Origin of the sequence: Rhodococcus sp. 008 (assembly GCF_001682295.1) — a bacterium.
In the GTDB taxonomy this organism is placed as follows: domain Bacteria; phylum Actinomycetota; class Actinomycetes; order Mycobacteriales; family Mycobacteriaceae; genus Rhodococcus_F; species Rhodococcus_F qingshengii.
In genome coordinates, this window is the sequence record NZ_CP012749.1 from 1,302,029 (window position 1) to 1,316,749 (window position 14,721).

The following is a 14,721-nucleotide window of genomic DNA, read 5'->3' on the forward strand; positions in this document are numbered from 1 at the left end:
ACGGGGTCGACTCGATACATCGTCACCGGTCATCGGTCGAGTGATCGGCGCCTCCACGCAACTCGCGCACCAGTTCTTCGGCCACGAGATCTTCGGAAGCGAGAACCTCGAGCACCCTCGCAGCCTGCGATTCCGTTGCCATGACCACAACACCCACCGCAAACGCGCCAGTGGGGGCCGTCAGGACCCGAGCACTGATCACATCACCTGGCTTGCCTTCGACCGAGTGAGCAACCGTGACGGTCTCCTTGGACCCACGATCGAGCAGCACGACGCCGGTGTCGGACGTTTCGATCACCTCGTACACCGACCTCCGGATTCCGAGCCACTGTGCGGCTGTCACAACTTCCGCCTCCGGAAGTAGTTCGCTGCGTCTGGCCAAGAATTCGGCAAAGATTCCACCCTCGAACAGAGCGACGTCCAGTGCCGAGCCGTCGAAGATCGTGGCCGCGATCAGTTCGTCCTCGGAGAGATTTTCGTTTTCGAGATCGTCGAGCCCGGTCACGATGTCGACGAATTCGGAGGCAAACGCAAACAGGCATGCCTTCTTGTACAGCCACCGACCGTCCGCCTTGACGGATTCATCGGCCTTTCCGAGGTGGCAGACCTTGTACTTGCGGCCGGAACCGCACCAACACTTGTCGTTTCGACCGAGTTCCGGGTGATCGGATGGCACGAAGTCCTGCAGTACGGCGTAGAGATTCTCTTCACTTCCGCCGTCGATCCGCCCGAGCAGTGACAGCGCCCGGGTCGCATCGCCGCGGTCCGACGCAAACTGAGCCAGCTCGAACAAGGCCGGACCCCAACCGGATTCGGCAAAGAGCGCTTTCTCGTAGTGCGCCTCCGCTTCGAGGACGCGCCCCAGCCGATCGACGGCCTTACCGGCGAGCCAATGAGCCGCCGCCCGCACCGACCGTGGCCCTCGCTCGGCCAGTTCGGAGGCAAGCGCTTCGAGGATTGCGTCGGTCACCGGGTCCTGATTCCGAAATCCGAGATCGAACACGGCCACTGCAGCACCCGGATCTGCCAGTGAGACAAAAGAGTCCGGAGCAGCGCTCACATGACGGTGGGCCCAGTCCGCGATATCGAAGTCGGCGATGACCGCGTCGGTGTATCCGCGGTCCGCCAGATCGACAAACGCAACGGCAGAGACTGCCTCGTCGTGGGTCAGGTCGTAGGTACCGGCCACCAAGGCTGTCCGAATCTGCAGGTCGTAGGCGTCGAAGTCGAATCCCCGCCGAGCCAGTAGCTCACGCTCGTGCTCGTAACCTGCCACCTCGAAGATCTCACCCAGCGGCGCAACAGGAACCGTGAAGAGTGACGGATCCTCGATCAGGAGTTGCCAGCACACAGAATCCAGGGCCTCGACTCCGTCCTCCTCGAAGAGTTCGCCGAGCGCCGGAGCAAGATCGGGTTCGTCCTCGATCTCGACCAGACGAAACGCAAGTGTTCCGTCTTCGACAGCCAAGCCGACGAGATCACCGTCGGCGCACTCGCCGAGGGTTCCGGCCGGAAGTACCACAACTCGTCGACTCCGGAACGGAGCAGCTCCGCGTTCGGAGGCTGCTTCTTCCGCCAGGGCCACCCGGATCGCCCCGTCGTCGTCGCCGAATGCCAAGATCGGTTCCAGGTCGGGGCTCGCGTCAAGGATGTCCGACGCAATTTCGACTTCGCTGAGCCGGTGAGTGAACACGAGCCCTTCGAGGACCGTGTCGAGAGCGACGTACTTTCCGTTGGGCAGGTACCCGAGCATCGGTTCGGACAGGTACTCGAGTACATCGGCCAACTCGGTCGCAGTTCCGTACTCCTCGAGATGGGTCGCCCACTCTTCGAGACTCAGCGGGCCTTGCTCGCGCAGAACAGCCAAAGCAGCGGAGGTAATGGAACCGGCAGCGTCGTCGTCGAAATCAGTCACCCGCCAATGGTAGGCGACCTATTGCAGCCCACTGAGCCCCTCGCCCAGCACGGTCGCACCGAGGATCGTCAGGATGACCGTCATCATCACCGCGTTGTTGGCGGTCATCCATGCCTTCGCGGACGCGAGGATCTCGTCGGCACGCTTGCCGGAGAACACCTTCACCAGGATCGGCAACGCGATGCCGACGCTCGCGATGACCGTGAAGATCACCGCGGCAACAATCTGTTGGGCAACGACATTCGTGGCGACCGCGATAGTGGCCGCACCGGATACCGCCAGCGCTGCATTCTTGGGATTGACCGCCGCGGACAAGAACGCCAACCCGAACGCCTTCCGCGGAGTCAACCCGTCGACGCTCTTCATCCACTTCGGAACTGTCGGCTCACTCCCGTTTCGCGGACGCGCGCGCCACTGCTTGTATGCCAAGCCGAACAGGACCAGACCCAACACGATTCGTACGACGCTCGACCACACGGAAGTCCGCGACGACTCCGACTCCGCAAACGAATAGTCCGCGATCACGATGGTCACCGCGACGACTGCCGAGATTCCGAGGACCCACCCGAGTAGAAAAGATGCCGCCCCTCGATGTGCTCCAGCGGTGATCATGACGAGCACGATCACCGCCATGGGCATCGAGACGAAAAGCAGGCCGAGGGCAATCGGAAGAGACAGACCGATCGCAGCTAGCACCGAAAACCTCCAGTTGAATGCACGATCGACGATCGATTCGAGGTCGAAATCACGACGTCGGAGGCAGCATGACCTCGATGAGATGCGGGCCGGGTTCCGCCAGCGCTGCGGCAAACTGTTGGGCCAACTCCTCCGCTGTGTTCGCCCGCGACGCGGGCACTCCCAACCCCTCGGAGATCTTGACGTAGTCCATGTTCGGAGATGACAGATCCAGCATCGACTGTGCGACGACGCCGCCACCTTCTGCGCCGACTCGTTGCAGTTCGCCACGCAGGATGGCGTACGCGCGATTGTTGAGCAGAATCGTCGTGACGTTCAACATCTCTCGCGCCTGCGTCCACAACGCCGTGATGGTGTACATCGCGCTTCCGTCGGCTTCGAGATTGATCACCGGTCGCTCCGGCGCTGCCACAGCGGCGCCCGTCGCCACCGGGATGCCCTGGCCGATGGCACCTCCGGTGAGCGTGAGCACGTCGTGGCGCGGCGCTCCGGCAAGGGCAATCGGGATCGCCCAACCGGAAGTCGCCGCCTCGTCGGAGATGATGGCGTCGCCTGGCAGCAGGGCGCCGATCACGTCGGCCCAATTTCGAACGTCCAGAGGCCCGCTCGGCAGCGCCGGCCGATTCGCTTCCTGCAAAACAGGTTCGACTCCCGGTGCCACGAGTTCGGCCACTGCCTCCAGTGCACCGGCAACATCGTCGCCGACGCTTGCCAGCGTTGTCACCGCAGCACCCTCCGGTGCCAGATCGCTCGGTTTTCCGGGATACGCAAAGAACGAGACCGGCGAAACCGCTCCGGCCAGAACCAGCTGAGTTGTTCCGCGAAGTTGTTCGGTGGCGTGCTCGGCGAAGTATCCCAAGCGCTCGAATGACGGTAGCCCCGCACCTCGTTGAAGCCTGGCTGGAAAAGTCTCGATCAGAATCTGGGCACCGGTCGCGACCGCAATTCGGGAAGCGGCGCGCAGCCCAGCTTCGGAACAGGCTGCGCCGCCCAGCAGTAGCGTGGCGCGACCCTCGGCATTGAGCGCGCCCACCACCGAGTCGATCTGTGTTGCAGAAACTTCCGCCCGCCCCGGTATGTCCCGAGGACCCGCAAGAACTCCACCTTCGCCCCACGAGACGTCGGCAGGGAGGACAAGTGTGGCAATGCGTCCGGGCGGATTCAACGAGGCGGCAACGGCGTCGGCCGCGTCGCTACCGACGGTCGCGGTGGATTCGGAACGTCGACTCCACCCCTCCAACCATTCGGTCAGCGCATCGATGTTCGATTCGAGAGGAGCGTCGAAACCGTGGTGGTAGGTCGCGTGGTCCCCGACGATGTTCACGATCGGTGTGTGGGCGCGGCGCGCGTTGTGAAGGTTCGCCAGTCCGTTCGCCATACCGGGGCCCAGATGGAGCAGCGTCGCGGCAGGCTTTCCGGCGATCCGTGCGTAGCCGTCCGCGGCACCGGTCACGGCGCCCTCGAACAAGCCGAGTACCGCCCGCATCTGCGGAACGGAATCGAGTGCGGCGACAAAATGCATCTCGGACGTTCCTGGATTGCCGAAGCACACCTCGACGCCCGAGTCGACCAGGCTTTGGATGAGCGACTGTGCACCGTTCATTTCGATCACCTCTTCTTCATGAAAAGCTGCGAATGCTTCCTGCGCTTCATCGTGAGCAACCGAACTCCCGGTGCGTGCTCCTCGATCCGAACAGTCATCCGTACCTCCGTCGTGGCCGAGAGTCTCGATTCAAGCTACTCGGTCGGGAGTTCAGCGTTCATAGCCCTTGCGCATATCGTCGACGATGCGTGGCCGGTCGAGCGTCGAGGGTTCCAACTCCCGCCTCGGGCGATCGCGAGGAAACACCGAGGCCGACGCCAGCGTCGGCTCGTCGAGGAACCGTAGTTCCGGCACATCAGCGGGCAGACGAAGCTCGGGCGGCGTGGAACCTCTTTGCGCGAGCACATATCCCCAGTCACCGAAGCTCGGCACGAAAACGTGATAGGGCGAGACGCTCAGTCCGACAGCCGATACCGTCGACACCGTTCTCCAGTACGCATCCGGTGTCGAGTACGGGCTGCCGGACTGGACGACCATCAGCCCGCCCGGATTCATCGCGGCAGCGGCAAGTCCGTAGAACTCCATCGAATACAAGCGGCCAAGTGCGGGGGTGTCAGGATCCGGGAGGTCGACGATCACCGCATCGAAACCCGGTTCCGGACGCTCTCGCAGCCACCGAAACGCGTCGTCGAGTACGACGTCCACCCGTGGATCCTCGAGCGCTCCCTCGTTCAGATCACGAAGACGCGTGTTGGCCAACTCCAAGACTGCCGGATCAAGTTCCACTTGAACGATCTGCTCGACGCTGCTCATTCGCAGCACTTCCCGTGCAGCGAGGCCGTCACCGCCGCCCAGAATCAGCACGCGCCGGGGGTCGTTCACCAGGGCCGGATACACCAGCGACTCCGTGTACCGATGCTCGTCGACACTGGAGAACTGCAGGTCTCCGTCGAGGAACAGGCGCACGTCGTTCCCCCGCTCGGTGACGACGATTTCCTGGTACACCGATCGCTCGGCGGCCACCACGGGATCGGTGTAGAGCCGCTGCCTCGACGTGGTCTCGATGTCCGACGCTGCGATCAGCAACCATCCGATCAAACTTGCTGCCAACAGCATTGCGACGACGGCGATCGATCGTGCGCGCAGGCTGAGCTGCCACCGAAGGAGTATCAGCGCGACCACTGCCGCAGCCACGAGATTGATCATGCCGGTGAGTGCGGCACCGCGAATCATTCCCGCCCACGGCAACAGTACGAACGGCCACAGCAGACCACCGATCAATGCGCCGAGGTAGTCGGCGGCATTGAGGTTGGCCAGTACCTTTCCGGTGCTCTGTGCGTCGTTGTCGCTGCGACCGGACTGCAAGAGCGTCATCAGCAGAGGCACTTCGGCACCGACGAGGATGCCGATCAGCGCGGTCGCCGCCACCAGAACTGCTGCGCTGGAACCGAAGAACGTGAAGGTCACGTACAGCGTGACGGCACTGAATCCGCCGATCAGCCCGAGCAGTATCTCGACCGTCACGAACGAAACGGCAGCGTGTCCCAGCAGAGGTTTGGCGGCCAGCGCTCCGATACCCAGAGCCGCAACAAATCCCGCGACGATCAACGACGTCTGGGTGATGCCGCCGCCGGTCAGACTCACGCTGAGTGTCAACAGGGCCAGCTCGTAGATCAGGCCACACGCAGCGCACGCCGCAACAGCCGCAAGGAGAAGGACGCGTGCGCGCGGGCCGAGCATCGTCGAACGCTCGTCAACTGTCACATCGGGATCAGCGGCAACCATCAGGTGAGCGCTGCGGCGTTCACCAAACCGATGGACAGCAAGCTCACACCCACAGCCCACGCGGCGCCACACATCTTCGGATCCTGCACCAGCGCAACCAACTTGCCGGGAAGGAATGCGTTCATCAATCGCAGCGCGATCGCTTGCAACACGATCGCGAACAGTCCGTACACCGCGGAGTCGGCGAGTCCCTGAGCAAAGCCGTCCGAACTGGTCAGGATTGCCGTCACCACGATGATCGCCAGCGCAAGATGATTGGAGGCCAACAGAATCGCAGCGTTCGGGTTCTTGTCGACGTAAACCTGGTGGCGGAGATTTCCGGGTGTCATGAGGTCGAGGACCAGGAATCCCGTCGCCAGAACCGCTGCACCGACGACGAAGTAGGCGAGGGTGCCGAGAACGCCCCCGACGAGCAATGCCGGATCCACCGTTCCGATCTCGACGGAAGTGGATGCAAAGATGTTCGTCACGCCGTTCTCCTTCTCATTGAGCATTACCGTCATTTGGCACTACCCGAGCCGCCGCTGCCACTGCTTCCACCCGCCGGGGATCCCGGGTTGAAGCCCGGTCCCAGGTACGCGTATCCGCCGCTGCGATACGTGCCGTCGATGTCCTCTACCTTGATGGTGCTGCCACCGCCCGAAGCCGAACTGACAGTGACGATGTCGTCGTCGTAGCGCAGGTATTCGTTGCCGCCGTCAGCACTTCGCGCCGCTGGTTCGTCCGCGTCGACAATCCGTGAGACGGTCGTGCCCACTGGATCTTTCGACGAGTACAACACGACGTCGCCATCCTGGGACGTCTTGGAATAGTTGTCCGCGATGAAGTCTTTGGCTCCACCACCGCACGCCGACAACATAATTGCGGCCGCCAGCATCACCGGAGCAAACCACGTCCGCCCCCTCACGGGCGCCACCTACTGCGCGTCTTCACGATCACTCCTGTCCCCTCCCCCGGGTACAAATGCCAACTCTGCCAACTCCACCCCTGGCGGTCTCGCACGCCACACAACGCGGTCAACGCTGTGTCGTCGCCGGGAAAGGATCCGCAGATCCAACCGTCCTGGCCGGCGGACTCTCTCAACGATGCAGCTTCCGAATCGAATTCGACTCGGTCCAGGATCAGCGAGGAAGACTCGAACCGGTAGTTTTCCGTGGACTCCACTGCCGGCAAGGGTTCACCGCCGGCGGCAAGAGCATCGCACGAAACCTGCTCGGTCAGTTCCTTTCCCGACGCCCAGGCCGTCACCACGTGCGAAGCCCCGAGCACTCCGAGTGTCAGCGTCGCGTCGGAAGTTCCGATCACCAACTCGGCGAGGGTCGGTGGCGCAGGAGCTCCCAGTACCAACCCCAGTGCCGAGGCATCCACGTCGGTCGGCTCCACGTCGAGTAGATACAGGCTCATTCCGGGGGGCCCGAGTGGATGACAGTGAGTTCGCTGCGAGTGACCGCCCGTCCCGTGGAAACCTCCCACGACTGTCCGCGCGCCCACTTCTCGAATGCAATCAGGCCGGTCTTGTCTGCGGTCGCATAGTCCGCGTATTCCATCGAGCCGGAAGGGGCCGTACCCGTCGTACCCTCGGCCGTGAACTTCGCCGTTCCACTTTCGATCTTGCGGTGAACCTTGTCGTCGAGAATGACGTCGCCGTTCGGGACCAGGTTGGTTCCTTCTCGACGCATCCAGAGAGTCATCTCCAATTCGCCCTCGTCGTCCTCGACCGTCAACCAACGACGACCGGTCGAACCGTCGAGAAGGTGCTCACGCCAGATGTACCCCTCTTCGTCGAGCGTGATGGTCCCTCGAACAACATGGTCGATACCCGCGTACGTGATGATGTCGCCGACCCCGATCTTGTGGGGGTCGTACACCTCGGGATAGTCGGCGAGCGGGTCGACGCGAGCATTCGGCTTACCCTGGCGTCCACGCAGGACCACAAACACGACGGCAGCGATCACTACGAGTATCAGGACAACTATCAGCACGTTGGTCAACGGTTTCTCCGAAATCGTCTCGGCAGGGTTGCCGCGGGCCATACCCTACCGATCCGTTCTCAGCCTTTTCGGATGAGACTGCCGGCAATCCGGCCTGTCGCCGACCGGACAGGTCTCCAGCGCCGCGGGCAGATCGAAAGACTGCCCCGGCGCACCTTTGCGTTTACGCTCAGCCCGAGGAACTCCGCGCGAACGAAAGCCGGTCGACTGACGATGAGCAAGAACACGGAGCCGTCTGCCCGCACCGTCATGCACACACCACGATTCTGGTTGACACCATTGATAGTGGTCACCCTGTTGATGTCTGCGCTGGCAGCGTTGTACATGGGCGGAATACTCGACCCCAAGAAACACCTGGACCAGTTCCCGATCGCCCTGGTCAACCAGGACGAGGGCGACACCCTCCCCGGTGGCGACCCCGCCGACCGCAAGAACTTCGGAAACGACATCGTCGCCGGCCTCGAAAGCGGAATCGACCACCAGAAGATCGACCTGCAGCAGATCGGTATCGCCGAAGCCCAATCGCGGTTGAACTCCGGCACGCTGTACGGCGCGATCGTGATTCCCAGTGATTTCACGAAGAGGACGATCATCCTGGCGGAGGCCAGCGTCGTCGCCGGTGAAGTAGAGCAACCGATCATCACGATCTACACCAATCCTCGCGCCGGTTCCGTCTCGGCATCGCTGGTCCAGTCGATCGGAACCACAGCCCTCGCCTCGGTCAACAAGAACATGGGCGAGCAACTCACCGCCCTTGTCACCGCGCAGTTGGAAGCGGGAAGCACCGGAACCCAGATCTCCGGAGCGAGCCGCCTGCTGCTCGAAAACCCGGTGAACGTACTCACGGTTGCCCACGATCCGCTTCCCGACGGAACCGGATTCGGTTTGGTGGCATTCTATTTCGCGCTGCTGTTGGTCCTTGCGGGATTCACCGGAGCAACCGTGGTCAATTCCTTGGTGGACGGCATGCTCGGATACGCGCCTACCGAATTCGGTCCACTCTTCGTTCAGAACGACGTTGTGGGTATCAACAGGTTTCGAACGCTGCTCGTCAAATGGGCATTCATGATCGTGTTGTCCGGCATAGTCTCCGCGTTGTTCCAGTGGATCAGTCGCGCCCTCGGAATGCCGGTCACTCACGGGCTTGCATTGTGGGAGTACGGCGCGCTGGTCATCACAGCGGTGGGCATCACGGCGATGTCGGTGATGGCCGCGTTCGGCTCGTTGGGCATGTTGATCAACCTGTTCGTGTTCGTCATTCTCGCGCTGCCCTCGTCCGGTGGCACCATCCCCCTCGAAGCCAGCCCCAGGTTGTATGCCTGGCTGGCGCAATTCGAGCCGATGCACCAGATCTACATGGGCACGCGATCGATCCTGTTCTTCGGCGCACGCGGTGAGGCAGGCCTGCTGCATGCCGTCTGGATGACGTTGGTGGGTCTACTGATCGGCGTCGTACTCGGCATCGTGACCACCCGTTTCTACGACCGCAAGGGCTACGAGCGCACCCATCGCCGCAAGGTGGCGTGACATGGTACCCAGCCGGGATTTGATCGAAACCTGTTGAGCCGATTCAATGTGATTGCGCGTTTCGGGAATCTTCGAGCCCCTTCCGCACGTTGTACAACTATGGCTAATTACAAAACAGTCAATCCCGCGACAGGTGAAACCGTCAGGGAATTCGATACTTTGGATGACGCCGGAGTTGAAGCCGCACTTGCGAACACGCATCGCGGCTACTTGACCTGGCGCAACAGTGCGCCACAGCAGCGTGCGGCAGTCCTGAGCAAGACCGCCGAACTGTACACAGAGCGCGCAGACGAACTGGCCCGAATGATCTCCTTGGAGATGGGTAAGCCGGTCCGCGAGGCCAAGGGCGAAGTACAACTCTCGGCCGCGATCTATCAGTGGTATGCAGACCACGGTCCGGCACTGCTCGAGGAAGAACGACTCGACGTTCCCGGGGCCGAGGAGTCGGTTGTGTACCGGCGACCGATCGGCGCTCTCATCGGCGTCATGCCGTGGAACTTCCCGTACTACCAGGTCGCCCGCTTCGCGGCACCGAATCTGATGCTCGGTAACACGATCATTCTCAAGCACGCATCGAACTGTCCGCAGTCGGCGCTGCTGATGGAAGAGATTCTGCGACAAGCCGGATTGCCGGACGACGCCTACGTCAACGTCTTCGCGACCAACGAGCAGATCGCGGACATGATCGCCGATCCCCGAGTTCAAGGTGTGTCACTGACCGGCAGCGAACGCGCCGGAACCAGCGTCGCCGAAACTGCCGGACGCAATCTCAAGAAGGTCGTCCTCGAACTCGGCGGATCAGACGTGTTCATCGTCCTCGATTCCGACGACATGGATGCCACCGTCAAGTCCGCAACCAAGGCACGTCTGTCCAATGCCGGCCAGGCCTGCAACGCGGCCAAGCGTTTCATCGTCACCGAAGATTTCTACGACGACTTCACCGACAAGTTGGCGACGTCCTTCGAATCCGTCACTGCCGGTGACCCGTTGGACGAATCCACAGTCTTGGGTCCGCTCTCTTCGCAGGGCGCGGCAGACACTCTGATCGAGCAGATCGACGACGCTGTGTCCAAGGGTGCCACGCTGCTGACCGGTGGAAAGAAGATCGACGGCCCGGGCGCCTACGTTCAACCGACATTGCTCGCAGACGTGACACCGGACATGCGGGCCTACAGCGAAGAACTGTTCGGACCTGCCGGAGTCGTCTACAAGGTCAAGTCGGCCAGCGAGGCTGTGGAACTTGCCAATTCGTCGGTCTACGGTCTGAGCGGATCCGTCTGGAGCAGCGATCTCGATTCCGCCCGGTCGGTCGCTGCAGATCTCGACGTGGGAATGGCGTTCGTCAACGAGCACGGAACGACGTTGCCCGGTCTGCCCTTCGGCGGAGTCAAGCGCTCCGGAGTCGGCCGCGAGCTGGGTCCGTGGGGAATGGACGAGTTCGTCAACAAGAAGCTGCTCCGCGTCTCGAAGAAGTAGTTCGACACAGAAGTAGTTCGACACAGAAGTAGCTCGGCGCAAAGGAAGGCCCTGACCTCGATGGAGGTCGGGGCCTTTCCTCATAACCCACGGACCAGCAAGCGGGTCCGCTGCCTGGTCACTCGCTTGCCAGAGTGACACTCCCACGAGTGAGGCTCCACCCGAACCTCGTCGCGATGACAGCTGACAGCCAGCCCATCAGCGCACCCACCAGTGGAGCAGCGACGGCGGTGTAGATCGCCTCGCTGGAAACACCAACCGACACGGCGGAGTCACCGACGAAGGCGAAATCGGTTCGGGAGGCGAAGGACGCCCACTCGATCAGGCCGGAGACAACAATAATCAGGAACCCCAGCAGGAAGCCGAAGCCGGCCAGCAGAACGTGAAGTGCGCGCATCCGGTCAGTCTGCCTGTAACGCCCACCCAGATAAAACCGACCTGCTGGTATGACACTTTCACGTATCGCTCGCACTTCCGTGATCGCCGCCGCCCTCTGCGCGGGCGCAGCCATCTGTTCCGCGACGTCAGCTTCCGCGGACGTAGTCGACGTCACGATCCTTCCGGGTCTCAGCAGCGGACCGACGACGCCGTACGGAGCGGGCTGCACATATCTGGTGGTTGCCAGGACAGCAGCGTTGAACGAGCCGAACGTCTCGATTGTCGACATGAACCGGGCGTCGACCATGTTCCCGCAGGAATTGATCTGGGACACCGTCAATCCTTACTTCACCTTGCCGGTGGTGCTCGGCCACGCAGTCACGCTGTGGACTCCGACCGCACCCGGTGAGCACTCCCTGATGGCCTACCAGACGTCCGCGGGCGGGCCGGTCGCAACGGTCATGGTCAATCCGGCCACCCCGATCGGTCCGGGGTGCGTCGTCGCACCCTGATCCGCTAGCCCTCCAAGAAGTCGACGAGCACCCGGTTGACTTCATCGGCGGGAACCATCGGAATGCTGTGATGTGAAGCATCTTTCAGCACCTCGACGCGTGCTGCAGGTACCCTCTGCCGCACTGACTTCGACACCGTTTCCGCATCATGCACCCGTCCGTCCTGCGCGAGGACCACCAGCAACTCGACATCCAGTGCGCTCAAGTCCTCCTTCGACGGACGTCGAGGCACTACGAGATCGGGTCGCGGTAGATCCGAAGTGCCCACTTCCACAAGAGACAGCCAGTCGGAGTCGATACTCAACTCACCTGTCTCCCAATCCAACAGTCGCCGTCGGCGTGCTCGCGACGGGGAGAGCAACAGCGGAAGCGCACGCAGAAGGTAGCCCGCCTTCATGCCGGAGAAACTCGAATTAGGATCGAGCAGAACAAGTTTCCCGACACGATTCGGTCGATGCAGCGCAAAGGCCAACGCAATCATTGCGCCATAGGAATGTCCGATCACATCAACGGTGCCGGCCCCGGTGCAATCGACTATCGAGTCCATCCACTCGATCAGATCGTCGACGGACTTCATCGGATCACCATTCGGAACGCTCCGCCCGGCATCGCCCATGGTGTCGACAGCAAAGACACGCCGGGATTTCGACAGCGTCGCAACATTGTCGAACCACACCGTCGAAGTGGCACCTCCCCCGGACAGAAGGATCAACGGCCGCGAGTCTGCATGCCCACAGACGTTCACATGCGTGTTACCGAACCGCCCCGCGAGATCCACACCCAGCGGTTTCTGCGGCCATTTGGTCAGTACAGCGTCGTATGCGCGATTGAAGTCCATCCCCCACCCCCATTTCTCTCGATTATCGAGATAGTAGACAATCAAGAGACAACACACCAGGGCTGGAGGCATCCTTGAGCGTCGGCGATGCAGAAGACGAAGCGATGGCGATCGTCCACTCGCTTCGCGCACTTACCGTCGACTTGAACGTGGCGGTTTCCGGCTTTGCGAACAAGTACAAAATGCACTCCACCGACGTGCGCGCGTTGATCTGCCTTCTCGATGCCGAGCGCTCGGACACACCGGCGACACCAGGCTGGCTCGGCGCACAGCTGGGTATCAACTCGGCGTCGGTGACCGCGCTCGTCGACCGGATGGTCAAAGCGGGCCACGTAGCTCGGGAGCGAGACTCAGCAGACCGTCGACGGGTGCTCTTGCAGGTCACACCATCGGCGGTCACTCTGGGCGAGAGTTACTTCGGCCCCCTCATTTCACGCGCTGCGAGCACCGTCGGGAATTACACCGCCACAGAGCGAGCCACCATCGCGAGTTTCATCGCCGCGATGCGAGCGGACGTGGAGCGGACTCGAGTCGATAGGGAGCCCTCCCTGTGACTCGCATACTTCCCGCGGGAGAACGCGCATTGCTCGTGGACTTCGATTCCGAAGCTGGCGTTCTCGCGTTCACCGAAGCACTGACGCGTAACACCCCGGTCGGGGTCGAAGACTTCCTCCCCGCAGCTCGCACGGTCCTGGTCACGTGCACCCCGGCGGCAGATCTCACGTACGTCCGGAAGCGCTTGAACGATCTCGAGCAGACCGATTCTGCCGCGACCACAGACGAGCATTCCGAGACGGATGCACTCACCATCGCCGTCAGGTACGACGGGCCCGACCTCGACGACGTCGCACAGTCACTTGGTATGAGCCGATCCGAGGTGGTTGCGGCCCACACCGGGGCAATGTGGCGTTGCGCCTTCATCGGATTCGCACCCGGCTTCGCCTACCTGACTTCAGGCGACACTCGGCTCGACGTTCCGCGTCGAACGCAATCACGAACCGCTGTGCCTGCCGGTTCCGTCGCCCTGGCCGCTGGATACAGCGCGGTCTACCCGCGTGCATCACCGGGTGGCTGGCAGATCATCGGGAGCACCGATGCCGTGATGTGGGATCTGAACGCCACACCACCGGCCACCGTTCAGCCCGGCAGACGCGTGCGCTTCGTGAACGAGGAACAACGATGAACGGCCTCGAGATACTCGACACCGGGCCGCTGAGCCTGATCCAGGACCTCGGACGGATAGGTCATCTTCGCTCGGGTGTCGGGGTTTCCGGTGCGGCAGACAGGCGATCTCTCAGGCTTGGCAATCGGCTCGTCGGCAACAACGAGGGCGCAGCCGGTGTCGAGGTCCTCCTGGGTGGGCTGAGTCTTCGGGCGCAGCAACCGACAACGATCGCGTTCACCGGTGCGCCTGCACAGGCCTACCGCGACGGCATTCCGGTCGGGCATTCGAGCGTGATCGATCTGCGGGCTGGGCAGACCGTCCGCCTGGACTACGCACCGAGTGGACTGCGGACGTATCTGACCGTCCGAGGCGGCATTGTGGTTCCCGAGATCCTGGGATCGCGCAGCACCGACACGATGTCCGGGATCGGTTCGGCGCCTCTCGAGCCTGGTGTTTTTCTCCCGATCGGGCCATCGCCGACCACGTTCTCAGCCGTCGACCTCGCACCGGTGCCGCCGATGGCAAACGAGACTCTCGCCATTCGAGTGGTGTTCGGTCCTCGCGCAGATCGATTCACCAACCCCGAAACACTCCTCCAGGGCCGATGGGCGATCTCGACCGACTCGGACCGAATCGGCGCACGCGTCGATCGCGTCGGCGCCGACGAACTACTTCGAAGAACAGACGACACCGAACTGCCCACCGAAGGCGTGGCACTCGGATCGATCCAGGTCCCACCCAGCGGCCAACCTGTCGTGTTCCTCGCCGATCACCCCATCACCGGCGGCTATCCGGTGGTGGGAGTGGTCGCGGACGCAGATATCGACCGACTCGGCCAAGCCCGCCCGGGTCAGCACATCCAGTTCGTCGGGGCCTGAGCACGCCGAGCGATGGC

General features: G+C 62.4%; 16 protein-coding genes. 6 read left to right on the top strand and 10 right to left on the bottom strand.

What is annotated here, in order from left to right; translation table 11 throughout:
- Positions 1-22: 22 nt before the first annotated feature.
- The 8 genes from AOT96_RS06115 to AOT96_RS06150 form a co-directional block, all read right to left on the bottom strand.
- A complete protein-coding gene (locus AOT96_RS06115; RefSeq protein WP_064443696.1) occupies positions 23-1,915 on the bottom strand; it encodes an SEC-C metal-binding domain-containing protein in 1,893 nt (630 codons plus the stop codon).
- An 18-nt stretch (positions 1,916-1,933) separates the two neighbouring features.
- Entirely contained in the window at positions 1,934-2,611 is a 678-nt protein-coding gene (locus tag AOT96_RS06120; RefSeq protein ID WP_065351442.1) for a GAP family protein, read from the bottom strand.
- A gap of 49 nt (positions 2,612-2,660) precedes the next feature.
- The gene (locus tag AOT96_RS06125) at positions 2,661-4,214 is read right to left on the bottom strand and encodes an acetolactate synthase large subunit (RefSeq protein WP_064688125.1); all 1,554 of its coding nucleotides are present in this window, start codon (positions 4,212-4,214) and stop codon (positions 2,661-2,663) included.
- A gap of 150 nt (positions 4,215-4,364) precedes the next feature.
- A complete protein-coding gene (locus tag AOT96_RS06130) occupies positions 4,365-5,939 on the bottom strand; it encodes a polyamine aminopropyltransferase (RefSeq protein WP_064443694.1) in 1,575 nt (524 codons plus the stop codon).
- Positions 5,939-6,442: a DUF350 domain-containing protein gene (locus tag AOT96_RS06135; RefSeq protein ID WP_042448576.1), complete on the bottom strand. Its 504-nt coding sequence runs from the start codon at positions 6,440-6,442 to the stop codon at positions 5,939-5,941. Before AOT96_RS06135 ends, AOT96_RS06130 begins: the two co-directional genes overlap by 1 nt.
- Complete coding sequence (locus tag AOT96_RS06140) at positions 6,439-6,816, bottom strand: DUF4247 domain-containing protein (RefSeq protein ID WP_042448578.1); 378 nt, start codon at positions 6,814-6,816, stop codon at positions 6,439-6,441. The genes AOT96_RS06135 and AOT96_RS06140 overlap by 4 nt, the downstream gene beginning before the upstream one ends.
- A 26-nt stretch (positions 6,817-6,842) precedes the next feature.
- Positions 6,843-7,343: a DUF2617 family protein gene (locus AOT96_RS06145; RefSeq protein ID WP_042448582.1), complete on the bottom strand. Its 501-nt coding sequence runs from the start codon at positions 7,341-7,343 to the stop codon at positions 6,843-6,845.
- The gene (locus tag AOT96_RS06150) at positions 7,340-7,972 is read right to left on the bottom strand and encodes a DUF4178 domain-containing protein (RefSeq protein ID WP_050654601.1); all 633 of its coding nucleotides are present in this window, start codon (positions 7,970-7,972) and stop codon (positions 7,340-7,342) included. Before AOT96_RS06150 ends, AOT96_RS06145 begins: the two co-directional genes overlap by 4 nt.
- A gap of 171 nt (positions 7,973-8,143) precedes the next feature.
- Between AOT96_RS06150 and AOT96_RS06155 the strand changes: the two genes are divergently transcribed.
- On the top strand, positions 8,144-9,457 hold the full coding sequence (locus AOT96_RS06155) for a YhgE/Pip domain-containing protein (protein WP_065351443.1): 1,314 nt from the start codon (positions 8,144-8,146) through the stop codon (positions 9,455-9,457).
- Between the two features lie 99 nt (positions 9,458-9,556).
- The gene (locus AOT96_RS06160) at positions 9,557-10,933 is read left to right on the top strand and encodes an NAD-dependent succinate-semialdehyde dehydrogenase (RefSeq protein ID WP_065351444.1); all 1,377 of its coding nucleotides are present in this window, start codon (positions 9,557-9,559) and stop codon (positions 10,931-10,933) included.
- Between the two features lie 118 nt (positions 10,934-11,051).
- On the opposite strand, the gene AOT96_RS06165 is transcribed toward AOT96_RS06160, so the two are convergent.
- Positions 11,052-11,330 (bottom strand): hypothetical protein, encoded by a 279-nt coding sequence (locus tag AOT96_RS06165; protein ID WP_064443693.1) that lies wholly within the window; start codon positions 11,328-11,330, stop codon positions 11,052-11,054.
- A 49-nt stretch (positions 11,331-11,379) separates the two neighbouring features.
- Here AOT96_RS06165 and AOT96_RS06170 point away from each other — a divergent pair, with 49 nt between their 5' ends.
- Positions 11,380-11,823, top strand: coding sequence for a hypothetical protein (locus tag AOT96_RS06170; protein ID WP_054188400.1), 444 nt, complete (start codon positions 11,380-11,382; stop codon positions 11,821-11,823).
- 4 nt (positions 11,824-11,827) lie between these two features.
- On the opposite strand, the gene AOT96_RS06175 is transcribed toward AOT96_RS06170, so the two are convergent.
- Positions 11,828-12,661: an alpha/beta fold hydrolase gene (locus tag AOT96_RS06175; protein WP_064443692.1), complete on the bottom strand. Its 834-nt coding sequence runs from the start codon at positions 12,659-12,661 to the stop codon at positions 11,828-11,830.
- Positions 12,662-12,735: 74 nt separating this feature from the next.
- Here AOT96_RS06175 and AOT96_RS06180 point away from each other — a divergent pair, with 74 nt between their 5' ends.
- The 3 genes from AOT96_RS06180 to AOT96_RS06190 are packed head-to-tail and all read left to right on the top strand — an operon-like array spanning position 12,736 to position 14,704.
- Positions 12,736-13,215, top strand: a complete 480-nt coding sequence (locus AOT96_RS06180) for a MarR family winged helix-turn-helix transcriptional regulator (RefSeq protein ID WP_065351445.1) — start codon at positions 12,736-12,738, stop codon at positions 13,213-13,215.
- On the top strand, positions 13,212-13,844 hold the full coding sequence (locus AOT96_RS06185) for a 5-oxoprolinase subunit B family protein (protein WP_065351446.1): 633 nt from the start codon (positions 13,212-13,214) through the stop codon (positions 13,842-13,844). Before AOT96_RS06180 ends, AOT96_RS06185 begins: the two co-directional genes overlap by 4 nt.
- Positions 13,841-14,704 carry a biotin-dependent carboxyltransferase family protein gene (locus AOT96_RS06190; protein WP_065351447.1) on the top strand — a complete coding sequence of 288 codons (864 nt, stop codon included), beginning with the start codon at positions 13,841-13,843 and terminating at the stop codon, positions 14,702-14,704. Before AOT96_RS06185 ends, AOT96_RS06190 begins: the two co-directional genes overlap by 4 nt.
- The last annotated feature ends 17 nt before the right edge of the window (positions 14,705-14,721 follow it).

What these genes read in the sequence shown, in the direction of transcription:
- AOT96_RS06155 (WP_065351443.1), top strand. Translation starts at nt 8,144, where the DNA reads ATGAGCAAGAACACGGAGCCGTCTGCCCGCACCGTCATGCACACACCA.
- AOT96_RS06170 (WP_054188400.1), top strand. Translation starts at nt 11,380, where the DNA reads ATGACACTTTCACGTATCGCTCGCACTTCCGTGATCGCCGCCGCCCTC.
- AOT96_RS06190 (WP_065351447.1), top strand. Translation starts at nt 13,841, where the DNA reads ATGAACGGCCTCGAGATACTCGACACCGGGCCGCTGAGCCTGATCCAG.
- AOT96_RS06125 (WP_064688125.1), bottom strand. Translation starts at nt 4,214, where the DNA reads ATGAACGGTGCACAGTCGCTCATCCAAAGCCTGGTCGACTCGGGCGTC.
- AOT96_RS06165 (WP_064443693.1), bottom strand. Translation starts at nt 11,330, where the DNA reads ATGCGCGCACTTCACGTTCTGCTGGCCGGCTTCGGCTTCCTGCTGGGG.
- AOT96_RS06175 (WP_064443692.1), bottom strand. Translation starts at nt 12,661, where the DNA reads ATGGACTTCAATCGCGCATACGACGCTGTACTGACCAAATGGCCGCAG.
- AOT96_RS06135 (WP_042448576.1), bottom strand. Translation starts at nt 6,442, where the DNA reads ATGACGGTAATGCTCAATGAGAAGGAGAACGGCGTGACGAACATCTTT.
- AOT96_RS06140 (WP_042448578.1), bottom strand. Translation starts at nt 6,816, where the DNA reads ATGCTGGCGGCCGCAATTATGTTGTCGGCGTGCGGTGGTGGAGCCAAA.
- AOT96_RS06145 (WP_042448582.1), bottom strand. Translation starts at nt 7,343, where the DNA reads ATGAGCCTGTATCTACTCGACGTGGAGCCGACCGACGTGGATGCCTCG.
- AOT96_RS06130 (WP_064443694.1), bottom strand. Translation starts at nt 5,939, where the DNA reads ATGGTTGCCGCTGATCCCGATGTGACAGTTGACGAGCGTTCGACGATG.
- AOT96_RS06150 (WP_050654601.1), bottom strand. Translation starts at nt 7,972, where the DNA reads ATGGCCCGCGGCAACCCTGCCGAGACGATTTCGGAGAAACCGTTGACC.
- AOT96_RS06160 (WP_065351444.1), top strand. Translation starts at nt 9,557, where the DNA reads ATGGCTAATTACAAAACAGTCAATCCCGCGACAGGTGAAACCGTCAGG.